The organism is Streptomyces sp. AHU1 (assembly GCF_045343905.1).
GTDB lineage: Bacteria > Actinomycetota > Actinomycetes > Streptomycetales > Streptomycetaceae > Streptomyces > Streptomyces triticiradicis.
On the sequence record NZ_CP174283.1, the window covers coordinates 6652279 to 6670246 of the forward strand.

Genomic DNA, 17968 nt, shown 5'->3' on the forward strand with positions numbered 1-17968 from the left:
GACGAGGAGGAGGGGACGGCTAGGCCGTCGTGTCCGTGTCGCGGCGCACCGACAGCAGGTCCTCGAGCTGTTCCTCACGGGCCTGGGCGGCCACGAAGAGGAGTTCGTCGCCCGCCTCCAGGGAGTCCTCCCGGGAGGGGGTCAGGACGCGGGTGCCGCGGATGATGGTCACCAGCGAGGTGTCCTCCGGCCACGCGACGTCGCCGACGGTCGTGCCGGCCAGGGCGGACTCCGGCGGCAGGGTCAGCTCGACGAGGTTGGCGTCGCCGTGGCTGAAGCGCAGCAGCCGGACCAGGTCGCCGACGCTCACCGCCTCCTCCACGAGCGCCGACATCAGGCGCGGGGTGGAGACGGCGACGTCCACGCCCCAGGACTCGTTGAACAGCCACTCGTTCTTGGGGTTGTTCACGCGGGCGACGACGCGCGGGACCCCGTACTCGGTCTTCGCGAGCAGCGAGACCACGAGGTTGACCTTGTCGTCCCCGGTGGCCGCGATGACCACGTTGCAGCGCTGCAGCGCGGCCTCGTCCAGGGAGGTGATCTCGCAGGCGTCGGCGAGCAGCCACTCCGCCTGCGGGACGCGCTCGACCGAGATGGCGGTCGGCGCCTTGTCGATCAGCAGGATCTCGTGGCCGTTCTCCAGCAGTTCGCCCGCGATCGAGCGGCCCACGGCACCGGCACCGGCAATGGCGACTCTCATCAGTGCCCCGCCTCCTCTTCAGGACCCTTGGCGAACGCCGCCTCGACCTTGTCCACCTCGTCGGTGCGCATCATCACGTGCACCAGATCGCCCTCCTGCAGAACCGTCTGCGAGCTGGGCAGGATCGCCTCGCCCAGCCGGGTGAGGAAGGCGACGCGCACGCCCGTCTCGTCCTGGAGGCGGCTGATCTTGTGGCCCACCCACGCGACGGAGGTGTGCACCTCGGCGAGCTGCACACCGCCCGTGGGGTCGCGCCACAGCGGCTCGGCGCCCGAGGGCAGCAGCCGGCGGAGCATCTGGTCGGCCGTCCAGCGGACGGTGGCGACGGTCGGGATGCCGAGGCGCTGGTAGACCTCGGCGCGGCGCGGGTCGTAGATGCGGGCGGCGACGTTCTCGACGCCGAACATCTCGCGGGCCACGCGGGCGGCGATGATGTTCGAGTTGTCACCGCTGGAGACCGCCGCGAACGCACCGGCCTCCTCGATGCCCGCCTCGCGCAGGGTGTCCTGGTCGAAGCCGACTCCGGTGACACGACGGCCGCCGAACCCGGAGCCCAGCCGCCTAAAGGCGGTGGGGTCCTGGTCGATCACGGCGACCGTGTGCCCCTGCTGCTCCAGGTTCTGGGCAAGAGCGGAACCTACTCTTCCGCAGCCCATGATGACGATGTGCACGACCGTCCTTCCGCATGAATGGTTACGGCTCAGGCTAAACAGGGTCTCAGACCGCCGCCCAAGCTACACACGCACGGTCGGCCGGGGGCATCGTTGCCCAGGTTCGCCTGTGCCTTTTTCGCGGAACGTCCGTGGACCGGCGGTGAAAGGCCGCAGGTGCCGGGATTCAGCGCCGTGTGATGCTGCGAACACTCGCGAGGGTGAGGATTCCGAGGCCGGCCAGCGCGACGGCGGCGCCGATGAGCTCAGCGGTCAGGTGCACGGGTCCTCCGGGACGGTCGGGAGCGGGGTTTTGTCATATAGGCACGTGGATCTCCGGGGCCGCGGAATCCGCAGCCGGAGCCCGCCCCGTTTTCACCCGGAGAGCAGACGACGGGCCGAAGGGGGACGGCGGGTGGGCGATTGCCAGTTCGAACCCTTACGATTCCCTGTTGTGTCCAAACTGACCGACGTGCCCAAGCGGATCCTCATCGGGCGCGCACTGCGCAGCGACCGGCTGGGGGAAACGCTTCTGCCGAAGCGCATCGCCCTCCCCGTCTTCGCATCCGACCCGCTCTCCTCCGTGGCGTACGCGCCCGGGGAAGTGCTCCTGGTCCTCTCCATCGCGGGTGTGTCGGCCTACCACTTCAGCCCCTGGATCGCGGTCGCGGTCGTCGTGCTGATGTTCACGGTGGTCGCGTCCTACCGCCAGAACGTGCACGCCTACCCGAGCGGCGGCGGCGACTACGAGGTCGCCACCACCAACCTCGGTCCGCGGGCCGGCCTCACCGTCGCCAGCGCGCTGCTCGTCGACTACGTCCTCACCGTCGCCGTCTCCATCGCCTCCGGCATCGAGAACCTCGGCTCGGCGGTGCCGTTCGTGGTGGAGCACAAGGTGTTCTGCGCGGTTGCCGTCATCGTGCTGCTCACGCTGATGAACCTGCGCGGGGTCAAGGAGTCCGGAAAGCTCTTCGCGATCCCGACGTACGTCTTCGTCGCCGGCGTCTTCATCATGATCGCCTGGGGTGCCTTCCGCGGGCTCGTGCTCGGCGACACCATGCACGCGCCGACCGCCGAGTACCACATCAAGGCCGAGCACCAGGGGCTCGCGGGCTTCGCCCTCGTCTTCCTGCTGCTGCGCGCCTTCTCCTCCGGCTGTGCGGCGCTCACCGGCGTCGAGGCCATCTCCAACGGTGTGCCGGCCTTCCGCAAGCCCAAGTCGAAGAACGCCGCGACCACGCTCGCCGCGATGGGCCTGCTCGCCGTCACCATGTTCTGCGGCATCATCGCCCTCGCCATGGCAACCAACGTGCGCATGGCCGAGAACCCCGCCACGGACCTGATCCACAACGGCGTGCCGGTCGGCGCCGACTACGTCCAGAACCCGGTGATCTCGCAGGTCGCCGAGGCCGTGTTCGGCAAGGGCAGCTTCCTGTTCATCCTGCTCGCCGCCGCCACCGCCCTCGTCCTGTTCCTGGCCGCGAACACCGCGTACAACGGCTTCCCGCTGCTCGGTTCGATCCTCGCCCAGGACCGCTACCTGCCGCGCCAGCTCCACACCCGCGGTGACCGCCTGGCCTTCTCGAACGGCATCGTCCTCCTGGCCGGCGCCGCGAGCATGCTCGTGATCATCTACGGGGCCGACTCGACCCGGCTGATCCAGCTCTACATCGTCGGCGTGTTCGTCTCCTTCACCCTCAGCCAGACCGGCATGGTCCGCCACTGGAACCGCCACCTGGCCAGCGAGACCGACCAGGCCAAGCGCACCCACATGGTCCGCTCCCGCGCGATCAACGCCTTCGGCGCCTTCTTCACCGGGCTGGTCCTGGTCGTCGTCCTCGTCACCAAGTTCACGCACGGCGCCTGGGTCGCCCTGCTCGGCATGGTGATCTTCTACGCGACGATGACCGCGATCCGTAAGCACTACGACCGCGTCGCGGAGGAGCTGGCCGCCCCCGAGGGACCGACCGACGACAGCGTCCGCCCCTCCCGCGTCCACTCCGTAGTCCTGGTCTCCAAGATCCACCGGCCGGCCCTGCGCGCCCTCGCCTACGCCAAGCTGCTGCGCTCCGACACCCTCGAGGCGCTCAGCGTCAACGTGGACCCGGCCGAGACGAAGACCCTGCGCGACGAGTGGGAGCGGCGCGGCATCGACGTACCGCTGAAGGTCCTCGACTCGCCCTACCGCGAGATCACCCGCCCGGTGATCGAGTACGTGAAGGGCCTGCGCAAGGAGTCGCCGCGCGACGCGGTCTCCGTGATCATCCCCGAGTACGTCGTCGGCCACTGGTACGAGCACCTGCTGCACAACCAGAGCGCCCTGCGCCTCAAGGGCCGCCTGCTGTTCACCCCGGGCGTCATGGTGACCTCCGTGCCCTACCAGCTGGAGTCGTCCGAGGCCGCGAAGCTGCGTGCCCGCAAGCGCCAGGACTGGAACGCTCCGGGCGCGGTGCGCCGCGGACCGGCCCAGGTGCGGCCCAAGGAGCCCACCCAGAAGAGCTGACGGGGGCGGGAGCCCACCCGGAAGGGCTGAGGGGGCGGGAAGCGGTGCCGTGAGCACGTAGACTGGACGGCTGTTGTCCGGCTGTTTCCCCCCTCTCATCTGGAGTCACCCCACCATGCAGGCAGAACCGAAGAAGTCGCTGGTGGGGGACGAGTACGAGGTCGAGATCGGCCCCGTGGCGCACGGCGGGCACTGCATCGCCCGGACGGAGGAGGGCCAGGTCCTCTTCGTCCGGCACGCGCTGCCCGGCGAGCGCGTCGTCGCCCGGGTGACCGAGGGCGAGGAGGGTGCGCGGTTCCTGCGCGCCGACGCCGTGCGGATCATCGACGCCTCCAAGGACCGCGTCGAGGCGCCCTGCCCGTACGCGGGCCCCGGCCGCTGCGGCGGCTGCGACTGGCAGCACGCCAAGCCCGGTGCTCAGCGCCGCCTCAAGGGCGAGGTCATCGCCGAGCAGCTGCAGCGCCTCGCGGGCCTCACGCCCGAGGAGGCCGGCTGGGACGGCACGGTGATGCCCGCCGAGGGCGACAAGCTGCCCGCCGGTGAGGTCCCGCAGTGGCGCACGCGCGTCCAGTACGCCATCGACCCGGACGGCAACGCCGGACTGCGCCGCCACCGCTCGCACGAGGTCGAGCCCATCGAGCGCTGCATGATCGCCGCCCCGGGCGTCACCGAACTCGGCATCGAGGAGCGCGACTGGTCCGGCATGGAGGCCGTCGAGGCGATCGCCGCGACCGGCTCCCAGGACCGCATGGTGATCCTGGAGCCCCGGCCCGGCGCCCGCCTGCCCCTCGTCGAGCTCGACAAGCCGGTCTCCGTGATGCGCGTCGAGGAGAAGGACGGCGGCATCCACCGCGTCCACGGCCGCGCGTTCGTGCGCGAGCGCGCCGACGGCCGTACCCACCGGGTCGGCAGCGGCGGCTTCTGGCAGGTCCACCCGATGGCCGCCGACACCCTCGTCAAGGCGGTCATGCAGGGCCTGCTGCCGCGCAAGGGCGAGATGGCGCTCGACCTGTACTGCGGTGTCGGCCTCTTCGCCGGCGCCCTCGCCGACCGCCTCGGCGACCAGGGCGCCGTCCTCGGCATCGAGTCGGGCAAGCGCGCGGTGGAGGACGCCCGGCACAACCTCGCCGGCTTCGACCGCGTCCGCATCGAACAGGGCAAGGTCGAGTCGGTCCTCCCGCGCACCGGCATCACCGAGGTCGACATCATCGTCCTCGACCCGCCCCGGGCGGGCGCCGGCAAGAAGACGGTCGAACACCTGTCGTCCCTGGGCGCGCGCCGCATCGCGTACGTGGCCTGCGACCCGGCGGCCCTCGCCCGCGACCTGGCGTACTTCCGCGACGGCGGCTACAAGGTGCGGACGCTGCGGGCGTTCGACCTGTTCCCGATGACGCATCACGTGGAGTGCGTCGCGATCCTTGAGCCTGCCGAGAAGGGCCGCTGACCTGCTGTTTCGTCGAGTGTGCATTATGTGCGCCGTGGGCGTCTGCGAAGGTGAGCCACGCCTCGATCTCGGTCTTCTCCTGCCCTGGTGGCAGTGATGTGGTGTGGTCGCGTACTGCTGTGACGTATTCGGTCAGGCGCGTGGCTTGGTGCCAGCGGCTGGTCGGGGAGGTCGGTCCATTCGCTGGCGCGGTGCGGGTTGCCGCCTCGGAGGATGAGACGCAGGCGGTTGGAGGGTGTGCAGTCGAAGCGGGCGATGCGCATCCATGAGTACTTCTTGGCCTCGGCGAGTTCCTTGTCGGTGGGGACGTGTTCGCTGCGGTCCTGTTCTTGCAGGACGAGGAACCCGACGCTTTCGCCTTGGGCGGTGATGGTGAAGTGCGGTGGTGCCTTGCGGCGCCGATGGGGTGGGGGAGCGCCTTGTGTGGTTCCGAGCGCTGCCTTATGGCCTTGTTTTTCGGTTGCGGTGATGAGGGACTGGATGATGCGCAGGGCTCGGCCTTGGACGGGTCTGGTCAGACCCATGGGCTGCGGCTGCTTTTGGAGGGCGGTGACAACGGCGTGGGGTTTGGCGAGTCTGGCCGGAACGGGGAGCGGGGTGAGTTCGGCGAGGCGCCAGGCGGGGATGTCGACGAGTTTGATTTCGTAGCCGCGGTGCGTGCGGTATCCGTAGAGCTCCTGTGTGCGGGGGATCTTGCCGGACTTGCGGGCGGCGCTGACTCGTGACGCCCAATTCACCGCGTGCGGGCCGGGTTCGAGGAGCTTGATGAGACAGCCATCGTTCGCGGCCAGTTCTTCGAGGAGCTGGTCCGCGTAGTACGTGCTGTCCGGCCAGACTCCGTCGGGAGACCCCTGGCCCACCCGGTCGAGCACGGCCTGCTGCCGCTCATTGGGGCCCCTGTGCATGCGGTCCTCCCGTGGTTCCCCGGGCGTGCTACCCCGGAGACAATGCCCGTCGCTTCCGCGGGAATTCCGGGTGTCATGAGAGGACCTTCGTTCGGATGAGACATGCCGCGCGGCCCGTTTACAGCGAGAACAGCTCTTCCTGGTAGTTCTCGACGATGTCCCGGCGCGGATAGAACAGGCCGAGCAGCATGAACGTCCTGGGTCGCTTGGCGAGGTTCCCGACGAAGCAGTGGACAGCGCGGTCCGGGGTGAACATCCGGGTGAGCCACCGCTCCCGCAGCTTCTCCTCCACGCCCTGTTGCCCGTACTGACGCCGGTACTTGCGGTATGACTCGCCGGCCTCCCAGTCCCTGAGCGCCATGTCATGACCGGTGCAGTCGGAGTCGTCGCAGTGGAAGCGGTAGCGGAACTCCAGTGGCACCCACTCCAGTTGGCGCAGGTCCTGGTCGAGGAGGTCCATCTGATCCGCCAGGGCGGCCTTGGAGGCGGGCCAGGGTTCGGCCGGTTCGAAGCGGAGATCGACGGTGTCCGCGGGGCGGAAGAGGCCGAGGGACGTGCCGTGCTCCTCCTGGTCCCGCTTGATGGCGCACAGCGACGGGGCGATCAGCGGGCGGAGGATCGAGTAGCGCCCGCGCCAACCGTCGCTCGTGCCGATCCTGTCGATGACCTTGAGGGTGTCCAGGTTCGGGCGCAGGCTCTCGGGCCGGTGGTCCTGAGGGTGGCGGCGTACGTCGACCTCGACGATCGCGTACTTCGCGAACTGGCTGCCCTCTTCCAGGAGCCGGAAGGGGACCGGGAAGAGGCGGATGTGCTCGGGGGCGCCGCGGTCGAGGCGTATGCCGGCGACGCAGCTGGTCTCGCGGTACTTTGTAGACAGTTCCGGATACGTCTTGACCGTGATCAGTATGCGCGCGCGCTCCCACGCTCCTGCCATACCCCACCCCCGGTCGGCTGTGTCTGGACCAGATTGGAAGTGAGGTAGTTGACGCGCGCAAGAGTGCTGCCGCGTAGGGGCGTTGAAGTCAGGCCAAGGAACTGACGGGTAGTGACGTGCGCTTGCTCAGGCTCTCCAGGACGACGTGGCGGTGACAGCGCTGCTCGTCCTTCTCGAAGCACAGCACGGCGACTCGAGCCTGAGCTGCGTGTCCGGCCAGTTCGGCCAGGTCGGCCTGGGCTGCATCGGAGCGCAGCAGGCTGCGGAAGCGCGCTCGGCCCTCGCTGATCCGCCCTTCCCGGAATGGGGCCCGGTTGTCCTTCGGGTTCCCCAGGGCGCGCAGGTGGGTGTAGCTGATGCCGGCCTCGTCGAGGGCGTGTCCGAGGCGAGTCTTGCTGAAGCCCGGCTTGCGGCTGATGGGGGTCAGGCGAACGTCCGCGACCATGCTGATCTGGGCAGAGAGCAGGGCGGCGACGAACGAGTCGATGTCCCGCCCCTCATATCCGGCGGACCACAGTCCAGGGTCTGCTGCCTGTGCCTGGCGGTACAGGTCGTCGAGCGAGATGTCGAGTGCGTTGGCCAGCGCGCCGATGGTGAAGAAACCTGGCTGAATCGGCCCCCCGCCCTCCAGCCGCTTCAGAGTGGCGAGTTGGATTCCTGCCTCCTTCGCCAGGCGTTCAGGAGTCCATGCGCGTTCCTCACGCAGTGCCCGGACGCGAGCGGCCAGCGTCCGCATCGGAGTGCGCATCGGAGGAGTCAAGGGGCGTTCGGCCATGGTCCGGGATCCTAACTTCCGCCGGAATCACACAGCTAGTTGTCCGCTCGTCGTCGCGTATGCCGTCCGCGCGAGCGGATGTCGTCCTCCGCCAGTTGCTGGGCGTGATCGACGTGGGCCTTGAGGGTGGTCAGCTCCGTGCGGTTGGCCGTTGCAGGCAGGTCGGCGGACGCCTCGGCGGCGTGCCTCAGACTCACCCACGTAACAACCACAGGTATCCGACCGGCAGGTCTTGTGGATTCCTCGAGGGTGACCGGGCGCGCTCGAGTGTGTTGAACGGGAGCAGGACGGCGAACGCCCCAACCGGCCGTTCAGCTCGCAGGTCACACCGCCTTCCGCCGGAACGAGCGCCGAGCGCGGTGGTGAGGTCACGTCTCCTGCGCGTGTCGGGCGGGCGTGAGGGCGCCCTGCGTCGCGGCCCAGGAGGCGAGCAGGCGCAGTCCTTCTTCGGAGGGTGAGCCGGGTTCGGCGGTGTAGATGGTGAGGGTGAGGCCGGGTTCGGCGGCCATCTCCAGGCCCTCGAAGGCGAGGGTCAGGTCGCCGACCGCCTGGTGGTGGAAGTTCTTGGTGCCGGTGCCGTGGTGGCGGACGTTGTGGGAGCCCCAGCGGGTGCGGAACTCGTCGCTGCGGGTGGACAGTTCACCGACGAGGTCGTGCAGGTCCTTGTCGTGGGGGTTCCGGCCCGCCTCGGTGCGCAGGATCGCGACGGTGACGTCGGCGGCGAGGCCCCAGTCGGGGTAGAAGCGACGCGAGACGGGGTCGAGGAAGGTGAAGCGCGCGAGATCGCCTGGTTGTGGGCGGTCGCGTAGATGTCGCTGTAGAAGGCCCGGGCGAGCGCGTTGGTGGCGAGGACGTCCATGCGGCCGTTGCGGACGAAGGCGGGTCCTGCGGTGATCGCGTCGAGCGTCCACTGCAGGCTGCGGTGCGGGCTCCACTGCTTGGCGGGGCGCCGGCGCCGGGGGCGGGTGAGGGCGTCGGAGCCGTCGGCGGCCTGGGCCAGGTGGAGGAGGTGGGCGCGTTCGGCGTCGTCGAGGTGCAGCGCGCGGGCGACGGCTTCGAGGACGGCGGGGGAGACGCCGGCGAGGTTGCCGCGCTCCAGCTTGGCGTAGTACTCCACGCTGACGTCGGCGAGGGCCGCGACCTCGCTGCGGCGCAGGCCGGGGACGCGGCGCCGGGGCCCGGAGGGCAGTCCGGCCTGCTCGGGGGTGATCTTGGCTCGCCGCGAGGTGAGGAACTCGCGGACCTCGTGCTGGTTGTCCACCCTTCGACCGTACGGGCAAGAGGCTGCGGGAGGGATGTACTGCCGGTACACCCATCGACGGTGACTGGCTGCCCCCGGTGATCAGGGGTTTCCTGGAAGACGTGGTGCTGTTCCCGGCCGTACGGCGGCGGGGACGGGCCGCCCGACCCCCGTGCACGGACGCTCCGCGCCCCGGGGCCGGTCGCACGCGGACCGCCTTCGCAGCACCGAATCGGTCCGACCTCACGCACGTAAGGAACCCCTCATGCGCGGCGCAGTGATCCACGCCCCTGGCGACGTCCGCTTCGAGACGCTGGACGACCCCAAGATCCTCCACCCCACCGACGCGATCATCCGGACGGCCGTCACCTGCGTGTGCGGCTCCGACCTGTGGCCTTGGCGCGGTCTGGAGCCGATCGGTGACCCGCATCCGATGGGGCACGAGTACGTCGGTTTCGTGGAGGAGGTCGGTTCCGAGGTCACGGCCGTGAAGTCGGGGCAGTTCGTCGTCGGCTCGTTCGCGACCTCGGACGACACCTGTGCGAACTGCAGGAACGGTTTCCAGTCGAACTGTCTGCACCGTGAGTTCATGTCCACCTGTCAGGCCGACTACGTCCGTATCCCCAACGCTCAGGGCACCTTGGTCGCCACCGACGAGGTGCCGGGCGAGGACCTGTGGCCCGGCCTGCTGGCCGTCTCCGACGTCATGGGCACCGGCTGGTGGGCCGCCGACGCCGCCGAGGTGAAGCCCGGCTCGACCGCCGTGGTCGTCGGCGACGGTGCGGTCGGTCTGTCCGCCGTGATCGCGGCGAAGGAGATGGGTGCGGAGCGGATCATCGCGATGAGCCGCCACGAGTCCCGGCAGCAGCTGGCCCGTGAGTTCGGCGCCACCGACATCGTCACAGAGCGTGGCGAGGAGGGCGTCGCCCGGATCAAGGACATGACCGACGGTATCGGCGCCGACTCGGTGCTGGAGTGCGTGGGCACCGCCCAGGCCATGCGGCAGGCCCTGCACTCCGCACGGCCCGGCGGCAACGTCGGCTTCGTCGGAGTCCCCCACGAGGTCGCGATCGACGGGCAGGAGCTGTTCTTCTCCCACGTCGGCCTGCGCGGCGGCCCCGCCCCCGTGCGCCGCTACCTGCCCGACCTCATCGACCGCGTCCTGACCGGCCGGATCGACCCGGGCAAGGTCTTCGACCTCACCCTTCCTCTGGACCAGGTCGCCGAGGGCTACAAGGCAATGGACGAACGCCGCGCCATCAAGGCACTCCTCAAGCCCTGACCCCCTACGTTCCCGTTCCGCCGGGGCCGGACGCCCGGCCCTGGTGAGGAGGACTCTCCAGCGTGACCACGTTCGCTCTCGTCGGTGTCGGTGTCGGTGTCGGTGTCGGTGTCGGTGCCGGTGCCGGTGCCGGTCCCGGCCTGGGCCTGGCCGGCGCGCGCCGCTTCGGCGCCGCCGGCCACGGCGTCGCCCTGATCGCCCGCAGCACCGAACATCTCGCGCACCTGACGGACGAGCTGCGGCGCGACGGCATCGAGGCCCGCGGATTCCCCGCGGACGTCCTCGACCCGGCCACGCTCACCGCCGCCCTCCACGACGCGGCCGAGACGCTCGGACCGGTCGAGATCCTGCAGTACAGCCCGGTGCCGCGAGCCGACTTCATGAAGCCGGTCCTCGACACCACCGCCGACGATCTGTCGGACCCGCTCGCCTTCTCCGTCAAGGGCCCGGTGACCTGTGTGAACACGGTCCTGCCCGGCATGCGCGCCCTGGGGCGCGGCACCCTGCTGTTCGTCAACGGCGGAAGCGCGGTACGGCCGCACCCCGAACGGGCCGGCACCTCGATCGCCTTCGCGGCCGAGAGCGCCTACGCCCGCATGCTCCACGACGCGCTCGCCGCGGAGAACATCCACGCCGCGCAGCTGATCGTTTCTGGTGCGATCCGGCCGGACGCCGAGCACAGCAGCCCCCAGGTGCTGGCCGAGCGCCTGTACGCCCTGCACACCGAGCGCGGCGGTTTCCGTCACTTCGCCGAGCCGATGCCCGCGTGACGGCGAGGTGAGGGGCATGTTGCCAACTTCCATATCAGGCAAGCGACTTCGGCCTGTCCTGCCGGCGATCCCGGTTGCTGTGGGACTACTGGCCCTGATCGGCTGCTCCGGCAGCGCACAGACCACCGACCCCTCCGGGGCCGCTCCCTCCGGACGGCCCCGTGCGACCAGCACCCAGCCGGCCACACCGGCCGAGAGGAGCAGCGACGTGCGCATCCAGCTCACCCTCGACGGACATCCGGTCCGAGCCACCCTGAACGACAGCCCCGCCGCCCGTGACTTCGCCGCGCTGCTCCCGCTCTCCCTCGACCTGGAGGACTTCCACCGGACCGAGCGGGTCGCCGACCTCCCGCGGGAACTGGACACCTCCGGCGCCCCGGCCGCACCCACCCCGCGGGCGGGGGACCTTGCCCACTACGCGCCCTGGCGCAACCTGGCCCTCTTCCACCGCGACGGCGAACCGTCCCCGGGCCTGGTCATCCTCGGGCACCTCGACGACAGCAAGGACATCGGCCGGCTGGCCAACGCCGGCCGAGTCACCGTCGTATCTGTCGACTCGGCGTAGCGCCCCGCTTCTTCACACCGCACGGAAAGAGAAAGAGAAGTGCCCCGTTGAACCCCACATACGACTTCACCGGCCAGGTCGCCTTCGTCACCGGAGCCTCCTCCGGCATGGGTCTGGCCACCGCCCGCGCCTTCGCCGAAGCCGACGCCGCCGTCGGCCTCGCCGACATCGACGAAGCCGCTCTCGACGCGGCGGTGCGGCAGCTCACCGAAGCAGGCCACCGGGCACTCGCCCTCACCTGCGACGTGACCGACGAGTCCCAGGTCTCAGCCGCCGTCGACCGCACCGTGGAGACCTTCGGGCGCCTCGACATGGCCTACAACAACGCCGGCGTCCAGATCCCGCCCGCCGACGCCGCCGAGGAAGCGGCCGAGGTCTTCGACCGCGTCCACGCCGTCAACCTGCGCGGCATCTGGGCGAGCATGAAGCACGAGCTGCGTCATATGCGCGCCCAGGGCAGCGGCGCAATCGTCAACTGCTCCTCACTCGGCGGGCTCGTCGGCATCCCCGCCGCGCCTCGTACCACGCCTCCAAGCACGGCGTGATCGGCCTGACCGGCAGCGCCGCCCTCGAATACGCCCCGCGTGGCATCCGTATCAACGCGATCTGCCCCGGCACCATCGACACCCCCATGGTCAGCGACATGATCGCCAAGGGGGAGCTGGACCGCGCCGAGGCCGAAGCGAACCAGCCCATCCACCGTCTCGGCACCGCCGACGAGATCGCGCAGGCCGTCCTGTGGCTGTGCAGCCCTGGAGCGAGCTTCGTGGTCGGCGTCGCACTGCCCGTCGACGGCGGATACGTCGCCCAGTGACCTGGCAGCCGGCGCTCGGCCGCTTCCCCGACGCCGCCCCGATACCCAACAAGGAGTAGCAGAACATGCCCAAGCAATCCGCCCCCAAGGAGCTGGAGGCGATCGCGCCCAAGCTGGTGGAGATCACCGATGAGGTGCTCTTCGGCGACGTCTGGGAGCGTCCAGGACTCTCCCCACGCGACCGCAGCCTGGTGACCGTCAGCGTCCTGGCCGCCCTCTACCGCAGCGAGCAACTGCCGTACCACCTGGGCGTTGCGCTGGAGAACGGCCTGAGCGTCGAAGAACTGTCCGAGGCCATCACGCACTTGGCCTTCTATGCCGGCTGGCCCAACGCCATGACCGCGATCAACCAGCTCAAGAAGCTCGCCGACGAGCGCACCCGCACGGAACGGTAAGGAAGTTCTCCATGGAACACATCACCCAGACCCCGACCGTCAAGGCACCGGCCGGGCGCTTCACCGGCGACGTCTACCTCAACATGATCGAGGCCCCCGTCGCACCGGCCCGACTGGCATCCGCCCTGGTCCGCTTCACTCCTGGGGCCCGCACCAACTGGCACTCCCACGCCAACGGCCAGACGCTCTACGTCACCGACGGTGTCGGTCTCGTCGGCACGCGTGACGGTGACGCCGTCCGCGTCAGCGCGGGCCAGATCGTCAAGTGCCCGCCCGGGGAGGCGCATTGGCACGGCGGCACCGACACGACCCTCATGGCCCACATCGCCATGGTCGTCGGTGACGCCGACGGGGACGGCACCACCTGGCTGGAGCCGGTGACCGACGAGCAGTACGCCGCGGCGCTCGCCACCGTCAACCGTTGAGACGGGGTCCCGTCGGGTCACTCCACGGCGGGGAAGTCCGTTGAGGCGAGTCGTCGAAGTACGTGATCAGTTCCGGGTCGGTGACGGCGAGGGTGGAGACGTGGCCGGGAACAGGCGCTCGTGCGCTGCCGCGGCGGCGGGGTTCGGCTTGCGAGCGGTGCTCATGGGCGGACCAGCACCTTCAGGGCCTCGCGGTCGTTCATCGCCCGGTAGCCGTCGGCGATGTCCTCCAGGGCGACCGTACGGTCGAAGACCGGCAAGGGTCTTGTCGAAGTCCGACGGCAGGGCCTGGTGGAGGATGAGCAGGTCGATCTGCTCGACGCCGAGCTTGGCGGCGCTCTTGTCGAAGCCGTGCAGCGTCTCGTCGTAGCCGTAGTCGCTGATCCAGATCTTCGTCTCGACGAAGATCTGGTCGCGGGGTACGGCGGAGGCGTTGATGGCCTGGCCGACCTCGCGTTCGTTGCCGTACGCGGCGGCGGTGTCGATGTGCTGGTAGCCGAGTTCGAGGGCGGCCGTGACGGCGGCGCGGGTCTCGTCCGGCGGGGTCTGGAAGACGCCGAGTCCGAGGGCGGGCATCTCGACGCCGTTGTTGAGGGTGAGCGTCTGCATCACAGGGACCTTTCGGTACGGGTGGCCCGTGCGGGCACGAGGAGGGTGAGGACGGCCACGACCGCCAGCGCGAGCAGGACGGCGGAGCCGGTCAGGGCGGCACCTGAACGGGCCGCGATGTCGGTGGCCCCGTGGCCGGTGGAGACGGTGGCGGCCACGGCGGTCAGGATGCTGAGGCTCAGCGCGCTGCCGATCTGGTGCACGGTGTTGATCAGGCCCGAGGCGGCGCCCGCGTCCACGGGGGCGACGCCGTCGACGCCGCTGGAGGTCAGCGGGGCCAGGGCCATACCCTGCCCGGCGCCGATGAGCAGCATGGGCAACGCCACTCCCGTCAGGTAGGGCGTGTGCAGGTCGAGGCGGCTGAGCCACACCATGCCGGCCGTGGTCAGGACAACCCCGATCAGCAACACTCTCGGCCTGCTCACCCGCCCCAGCAACCGCGGCACCTGGATGGCGAGGACGAAGTTGACCAGCGTCATCGGCAGGAAGGCGAGGCCGGCCTGCAGCGGTGTCCAGTGGTAGACGCTCTGCACGAACTGGGCGGTGAAAAAGAAGAAGCCGATCATCGCGCCCATGTAGAGCATCCGGGTGATACGGGCGCCGGTGCGCTCCCGGCTCGCGAACAGCTGCAGCGGCACGATCGGCTGCGCGGCCCGCCACTCCACTCCTACGAACAGCGTCAGCATCGCCACACCCGCCACCAGCGGAATCAGCGTGGCCGGGGCGGTCCAGCCGAGGTCGGCCGCATCGACGATGCCCAGGACCAGAGCGGTCGAGCCCAGCATCGCCAGCAGCGCGCCGACCACGTCGAAGCGGACCCGCTGCCGGGTGGTCTCGGGCAGGAACCGCGCCGCAAGGACCATCATCGCGATGCCGATCGGGACGTTCAGGAAGAACCCGGCCCGCCACGAGATCAGGTCCGCGACGAGCCCTCCGACGACCAGGCTGAACACGGCGCCGAGCCCGGCGACGGCACTGTAGGCGGCCATCGCCCGGTTCCGGGCCGGGCCCTCGGGGAAGCTGCGCGTGAGCAGGGACAGCGCGGAGGGCGCAAGCACTGCGGCTCCGACGCCCTGGAGGGCTCAGGCGCCGATCAGCCACCACTGACTCTGCGCGGCCGCGACCAGGAGCGAGGCGGCGAGAACACGACCAGGGAGAAGAGGAACACCCTGCGGTGACCGAACAGGTCACCGGCCCGGGCGCCCAGGAGCAGCAGCCCGCCGAAGACCAGGACGTAGGCGTTCGTGATCCATGACAGGCCCGTCTGGGAGAAGCCCATGTCGGACCGGATCTGCGGCAGGCCCGTGAACACGATCGAGTTGTCCAGGATGACCATGAAGTAGCTGACGCAGATGATCGCGAGGATCAGCGTCGGCCGGGCCGGGGCCGCAGGCGCACGTACCGCCGTGAGCGTCGCGGATTCCTTGCGGCCCGGTCTGGCCGCGTGCCCGATACGGACGTCGCCCGTCCCGTCGTACTTGAGCGCTGTGCGCACGGTGGTGCCCTTCTCTGCGCTTGAGGGGGAGGGACCGGCGTTCGACCGCCGGTCCTCGCGTCCTCGGCTCTCTCCAAGAGAACCCCGCACGGGCACACGGGTGGGAGTCACTGATCTTCCAGGTACTGCCAGTACCTCGCAGGTCCTCGCGGGCCGACCTACGGTGAAGTGCGGGGCAGAAAGGACCTTAGGGCCGAGACGTGATCACCGGCGGCGGAGCGAATTCAGGGATCTGGACGATGACAGACCGAGACAAGAAGAGCGTGGCCGCCGAGGTCCGCGAGTTCCTGAGCACCCGGCGTGCCCGGATCACCCCCGAGCAGGCCGGACTGCCGGTCCACGGCGGCAACCGCCGCGTCGCGGGCCTGCGCCGCGAGGAGGTCGCGCTGCTCGCGGGCCTGAGCGTCGACTACTGCGTACGCCTCGAGCGCGGACACCTCTCCGGCGCCTCGGACCCGGTCCTGGAATCCCTCGCGCACGCCCTGCAGCTCGACGAGGCCGAACGCACCCGCCTCTACGACCTGGCCCGCGCCGCGACACCGTCGGGTCGGCGCCCCGCGGTGACCGCGTCCTGGGTGCGGCCCACGACCCTGCGCCTGCTCGACTCGATGACCGACGTACCGGCGTACGTGCGCAACGCGCGCTTCCTACGCCGGACTGCGGTGCAGACGGACACCTTGTCGTCTCAACGGACAGGGATGTCGTCGACTCCTTCGACGATGAACACGCGATAGTCCGCACCGGCCCGGTGGGGTGGTGCTTCCTGGCAGGCCGGACTCTCGTACCGGGCCCGCGCGTCCGCAACGCTTTCGAAGCGATGGATCGGCCCACCGTCGAACGGCGCACCCTCCAGTGTTTCGATCGCCCCGTATCCGACGAGGGGTGTCACGTCGTGGCCTGCCCGGGCCGAGCCGGTGTAGAGGGCCGGCTCGGCCCGGGCGGTCACGCGCTCGCGGAACATGGCCACGTAGGCGCTCACACGCCGCCCTTGTCGACCAGCTCGATCAGGGCGTCGGCCGCAGGGGCCGAGGACGCCGGGTTCTGCCCGGTGATCAGCAGACCGTCCTGCAGGACATAGGGCTGCCAGTCGCCGGTCTTGGAATAGACGCCTCCGAGCTTGGTGAGTTCGTCCTCGACCAGGAAGGGGACGACGTCGGTGAGCTGGACGGCCTCCTCCTCGGAGTTGGCGAACCCGGTGACGTTCTTGCCCGAGACCAGCGGGGTGCCGTCCTCGTTGACGGCGTGCCGCAGGACGCCGGGGGCGTGGCACACCAGCGCCACCGGCTTGCCGGAGCGGAGGGTGGTTTCGATCAGCCGCGCGGAGACGGCGTCCTCGGCCAGGTCCCACAGCGGCCCGTGCCCTCCGGGGTAGAAGACCGCGTCGAAGCCGCCGGTCGGGACCGCGTCGAGGCGCACGGTGTCGGCCAGTGCCCTGGTCGCCTCCGGGTCGGCCTCGAAGCGCCGGGTGTCGTCGGTCTGGAAGCCGGGTTCGTTGCTCTTGGGGTCCAGCGGCGGCTGCCCGCCCTTCGGCGAGGCGAGGGTGATCTCCCAACCGGCCTCCTTGAAGCGGTAGTACGGCGCCGCCAGCTCTTCCAGCCAGAACCCGGTCTTGACGCCGGTGTCCCCCAGCTCGTCGTGCGAGGTGAGAACGATCAGAACCTTCATGACGCGCTCCTTGTGTGAGTAGACCAGTCTACTAGTAATGGTGGAATGGGGCCCCATGGCCGGATCGGGCATGGGGTGCGGGTCTTCTAGAGGTGCAGAAGCTTGCGGGTCGCCGCTGTGGCGGTGTCGAGTGGGGCCGGGCTGCGGTGGATCTTGGCCATGATGCTGGCGCCGAGCCACATGTTGTACAGGGCCTGTGCGACCTCGCGGGCTTCACCGTCGACCGAGAGGGAGCCGTCCTCCAGGCCGCTGGTGATCGTCTGCTCGATGCGGTCGACGACGGCGCCCGTGCCTTCCTTCAGGGCCAGGCGCATCGACTCGGACAGGTCCGCGACCTCGGCGCCGAGTTTCACCGCCAGGCACTTGCCCTGGCAGTCCTCGATGCTCTGCGTCTGCCGCCACTGCTGCCAGTAGGCCATCAGTTGCTCGGCCGACGACTGGCCGGAGCGGGCGAGAACGCGGTCCATGTCCGTGAGGTAGTCCGTGAAGTAGCTCTTCAGGATCGCTTCACCGAAGGCGTCCTTCGAGGCGAAGTAGTGATAGAAGGACCCTTTCGGTACGCCGGCCTCCGCGAGCACCTCGTTGATGCCGACGGCCGAGTAACCCTTGCGGGTCATGATCCGCTGGGCGGTGTCGAGGATGATCCGACGGGTGTCCGTGGTGCGCGTGGCGACTGGCATGCGAGAACCGTAGCATCCGAGTAGACCAGTCGTCTAGAAGTCCGGGGTGGCCGGTTGCCCCGCTGCATTGACGTCCTTGGACGCCGGAATGCCACGCGTTCCCCATGCCGCCCCTTC

18 protein-coding genes and 5 pseudogenes are annotated in these 17968 nt (G+C 69.7%); 9 read left to right on the forward strand and 14 right to left on the reverse strand.

The features are described 5' to 3' along the window. Positions 1-19: 19 nt before the first annotated feature. Positions 20-700, reverse strand: a complete 681-nt coding sequence (locus tag ACICHK_RS29600) for a potassium channel family protein (RefSeq protein WP_406839234.1) — start codon at positions 698-700, stop codon at positions 20-22. Next, on the reverse strand, positions 700-1371 hold the full coding sequence (locus ACICHK_RS29605) for a TrkA family potassium uptake protein (protein WP_151468707.1): 672 nt from the start codon (positions 1369-1371) through the stop codon (positions 700-702). Before ACICHK_RS29605 ends, ACICHK_RS29600 begins: the two co-directional genes overlap by 1 nt. 433 nt (positions 1372-1804) lie before the next feature. On the opposite strand from ACICHK_RS29605, the gene ACICHK_RS29610 reads away from it, so the two are divergent. Continuing rightward, entirely contained in the window at positions 1805-3853 is a 2049-nt protein-coding gene (locus tag ACICHK_RS29610; protein WP_406839235.1) for an APC family permease, read from the forward strand. 115 nt (positions 3854-3968) lie between these two features. Continuing rightward, a complete protein-coding gene (locus ACICHK_RS29615) occupies positions 3969-5297 on the forward strand; it encodes a class I SAM-dependent RNA methyltransferase (RefSeq protein ID WP_406839236.1) in 1329 nt (442 codons plus the stop codon). Between the two features lie 23 nt (positions 5298-5320). Here the strand turns inward: ACICHK_RS29615 and ACICHK_RS29620 are convergent, their stop codons facing one another. The 5 genes and pseudogenes from ACICHK_RS29620 to ACICHK_RS29640 all read right to left on the reverse strand — a co-directional run bounded on the left by ACICHK_RS29620 (position 5321) and on the right by ACICHK_RS29640 (position 9172). After that, a complete protein-coding gene (locus ACICHK_RS29620) occupies positions 5321-6202 on the reverse strand; it encodes a hypothetical protein (protein WP_406839237.1) in 882 nt (293 codons plus the stop codon). A 118-nt stretch (positions 6203-6320) separates the two neighbouring features. Beyond that, entirely contained in the window at positions 6321-7136 is an 816-nt protein-coding gene (locus ACICHK_RS29625; protein ID WP_406839238.1) for a hypothetical protein, read from the reverse strand. Between the two features lie 88 nt (positions 7137-7224). Continuing rightward, positions 7225-7884: a DUF488 family protein gene (locus ACICHK_RS29630; protein WP_406839239.1), complete on the reverse strand. Its 660-nt coding sequence runs from the start codon at positions 7882-7884 to the stop codon at positions 7225-7227. A gap of 62 nt (positions 7885-7946) precedes the next feature. Beyond that, positions 7947-8108, reverse strand: coding sequence for a hypothetical protein (locus tag ACICHK_RS29635; protein WP_406839240.1), 162 nt, complete (start codon positions 8106-8108; stop codon positions 7947-7949). 171 nt (positions 8109-8279) lie between these two features. Further along, positions 8280-9172: pseudogene (locus ACICHK_RS29640) on the reverse strand (helix-turn-helix transcriptional regulator). A 244-nt stretch (positions 9173-9416) separates the two neighbouring features. On the opposite strand from ACICHK_RS29640, the gene ACICHK_RS29645 reads away from it, so the two are divergent. The 6 genes and pseudogenes from ACICHK_RS29645 to ACICHK_RS29670 all read left to right on the forward strand — a co-directional run bounded on the left by ACICHK_RS29645 (position 9417) and on the right by ACICHK_RS29670 (position 13402). After that, the gene (locus ACICHK_RS29645) at positions 9417-10433 is read left to right on the forward strand and encodes a zinc-dependent alcohol dehydrogenase family protein (RefSeq protein WP_406839241.1); all 1017 of its coding nucleotides are present in this window, start codon (positions 9417-9419) and stop codon (positions 10431-10433) included. 62 nt (positions 10434-10495) lie between these two features. Beyond that, on the forward strand, positions 10496-11203 hold the full coding sequence (locus tag ACICHK_RS29650; protein WP_406839242.1) for an SDR family NAD(P)-dependent oxidoreductase: 708 nt from the start codon (positions 10496-10498) through the stop codon (positions 11201-11203). Positions 11204-11282: 79 nt separating this feature from the next. Then, positions 11283-11768: a cyclophilin-like fold protein gene (locus ACICHK_RS29655; protein WP_406839243.1), complete on the forward strand. Its 486-nt coding sequence runs from the start codon at positions 11283-11285 to the stop codon at positions 11766-11768. Positions 11769-11815: 47 nt separating this feature from the next. Continuing rightward, positions 11816-12582: pseudogene (locus ACICHK_RS29660) on the forward strand (glucose 1-dehydrogenase). 65 nt (positions 12583-12647) lie between these two features. Beyond that, positions 12648-12977 carry a carboxymuconolactone decarboxylase family protein gene (locus ACICHK_RS29665; RefSeq protein ID WP_406839244.1) on the forward strand — a complete coding sequence of 110 codons (330 nt, stop codon included), beginning with the start codon at positions 12648-12650 and terminating at the stop codon, positions 12975-12977. A gap of 11 nt (positions 12978-12988) precedes the next feature. Continuing rightward, positions 12989-13402 carry a cupin domain-containing protein gene (locus ACICHK_RS29670; protein WP_406839245.1) on the forward strand — a complete coding sequence of 138 codons (414 nt, stop codon included), beginning with the start codon at positions 12989-12991 and terminating at the stop codon, positions 13400-13402. A 161-nt stretch (positions 13403-13563) separates the two neighbouring features. Here ACICHK_RS29670 and ACICHK_RS29675 read toward each other — a convergent pair. From ACICHK_RS29675 to ACICHK_RS29690, 4 genes and pseudogenes are all read right to left on the reverse strand, one after another. Continuing rightward, positions 13564-13674, reverse strand: a pseudogene (locus tag ACICHK_RS29675) (IMP dehydrogenase); the annotation flags it as partial. Then, positions 13649-14011: pseudogene (locus ACICHK_RS29680) on the reverse strand (aldo/keto reductase); the annotation flags it as partial. The pseudogenes ACICHK_RS29675 and ACICHK_RS29680, both read right to left, overlap by 26 nt. Next, positions 14011-15069, reverse strand: a complete 1059-nt coding sequence (locus ACICHK_RS29685; protein ID WP_406839246.1) for an MFS transporter — start codon at positions 15067-15069, stop codon at positions 14011-14013. The pseudogene ACICHK_RS29680 and the gene ACICHK_RS29685, both read right to left, overlap by 1 nt. Positions 15070-15104: 35 nt before the next feature. After that, positions 15105-15506 (reverse strand): MFS transporter, encoded by a 402-nt coding sequence (locus ACICHK_RS29690; RefSeq protein WP_406839247.1) that lies wholly within the window; start codon positions 15504-15506, stop codon positions 15105-15107. Positions 15507-15745: 239 nt separating this feature from the next. On the opposite strand from ACICHK_RS29690, the pseudogene ACICHK_RS29695 reads away from it, so the two are divergent. Next, positions 15746-16153: pseudogene (locus ACICHK_RS29695) on the forward strand (helix-turn-helix domain-containing protein); the annotation flags it as partial. A 38-nt stretch (positions 16154-16191) separates the two neighbouring features. Here the strand turns inward: ACICHK_RS29695 and ACICHK_RS29700 are convergent. The 3 genes from ACICHK_RS29700 to ACICHK_RS29710 all read right to left on the reverse strand — a co-directional run bounded on the left by ACICHK_RS29700 (position 16192) and on the right by ACICHK_RS29710 (position 17851). Continuing rightward, a complete protein-coding gene (locus ACICHK_RS29700; protein ID WP_406839248.1) occupies positions 16192-16485 on the reverse strand; it encodes a DUF1330 domain-containing protein in 294 nt (97 codons plus the stop codon). Then, a complete protein-coding gene (locus tag ACICHK_RS29705) occupies positions 16482-17171 on the reverse strand; it encodes a type 1 glutamine amidotransferase domain-containing protein (RefSeq protein ID WP_406839249.1) in 690 nt (229 codons plus the stop codon). The genes ACICHK_RS29700 and ACICHK_RS29705 overlap by 4 nt, the downstream gene beginning before the upstream one ends. 86 nt (positions 17172-17257) lie before the next feature. Next, positions 17258-17851, reverse strand: a complete 594-nt coding sequence (locus ACICHK_RS29710; protein WP_406839250.1) for a TetR/AcrR family transcriptional regulator — start codon at positions 17849-17851, stop codon at positions 17258-17260. Positions 17852-17968 lie beyond the last annotated feature (117 nt).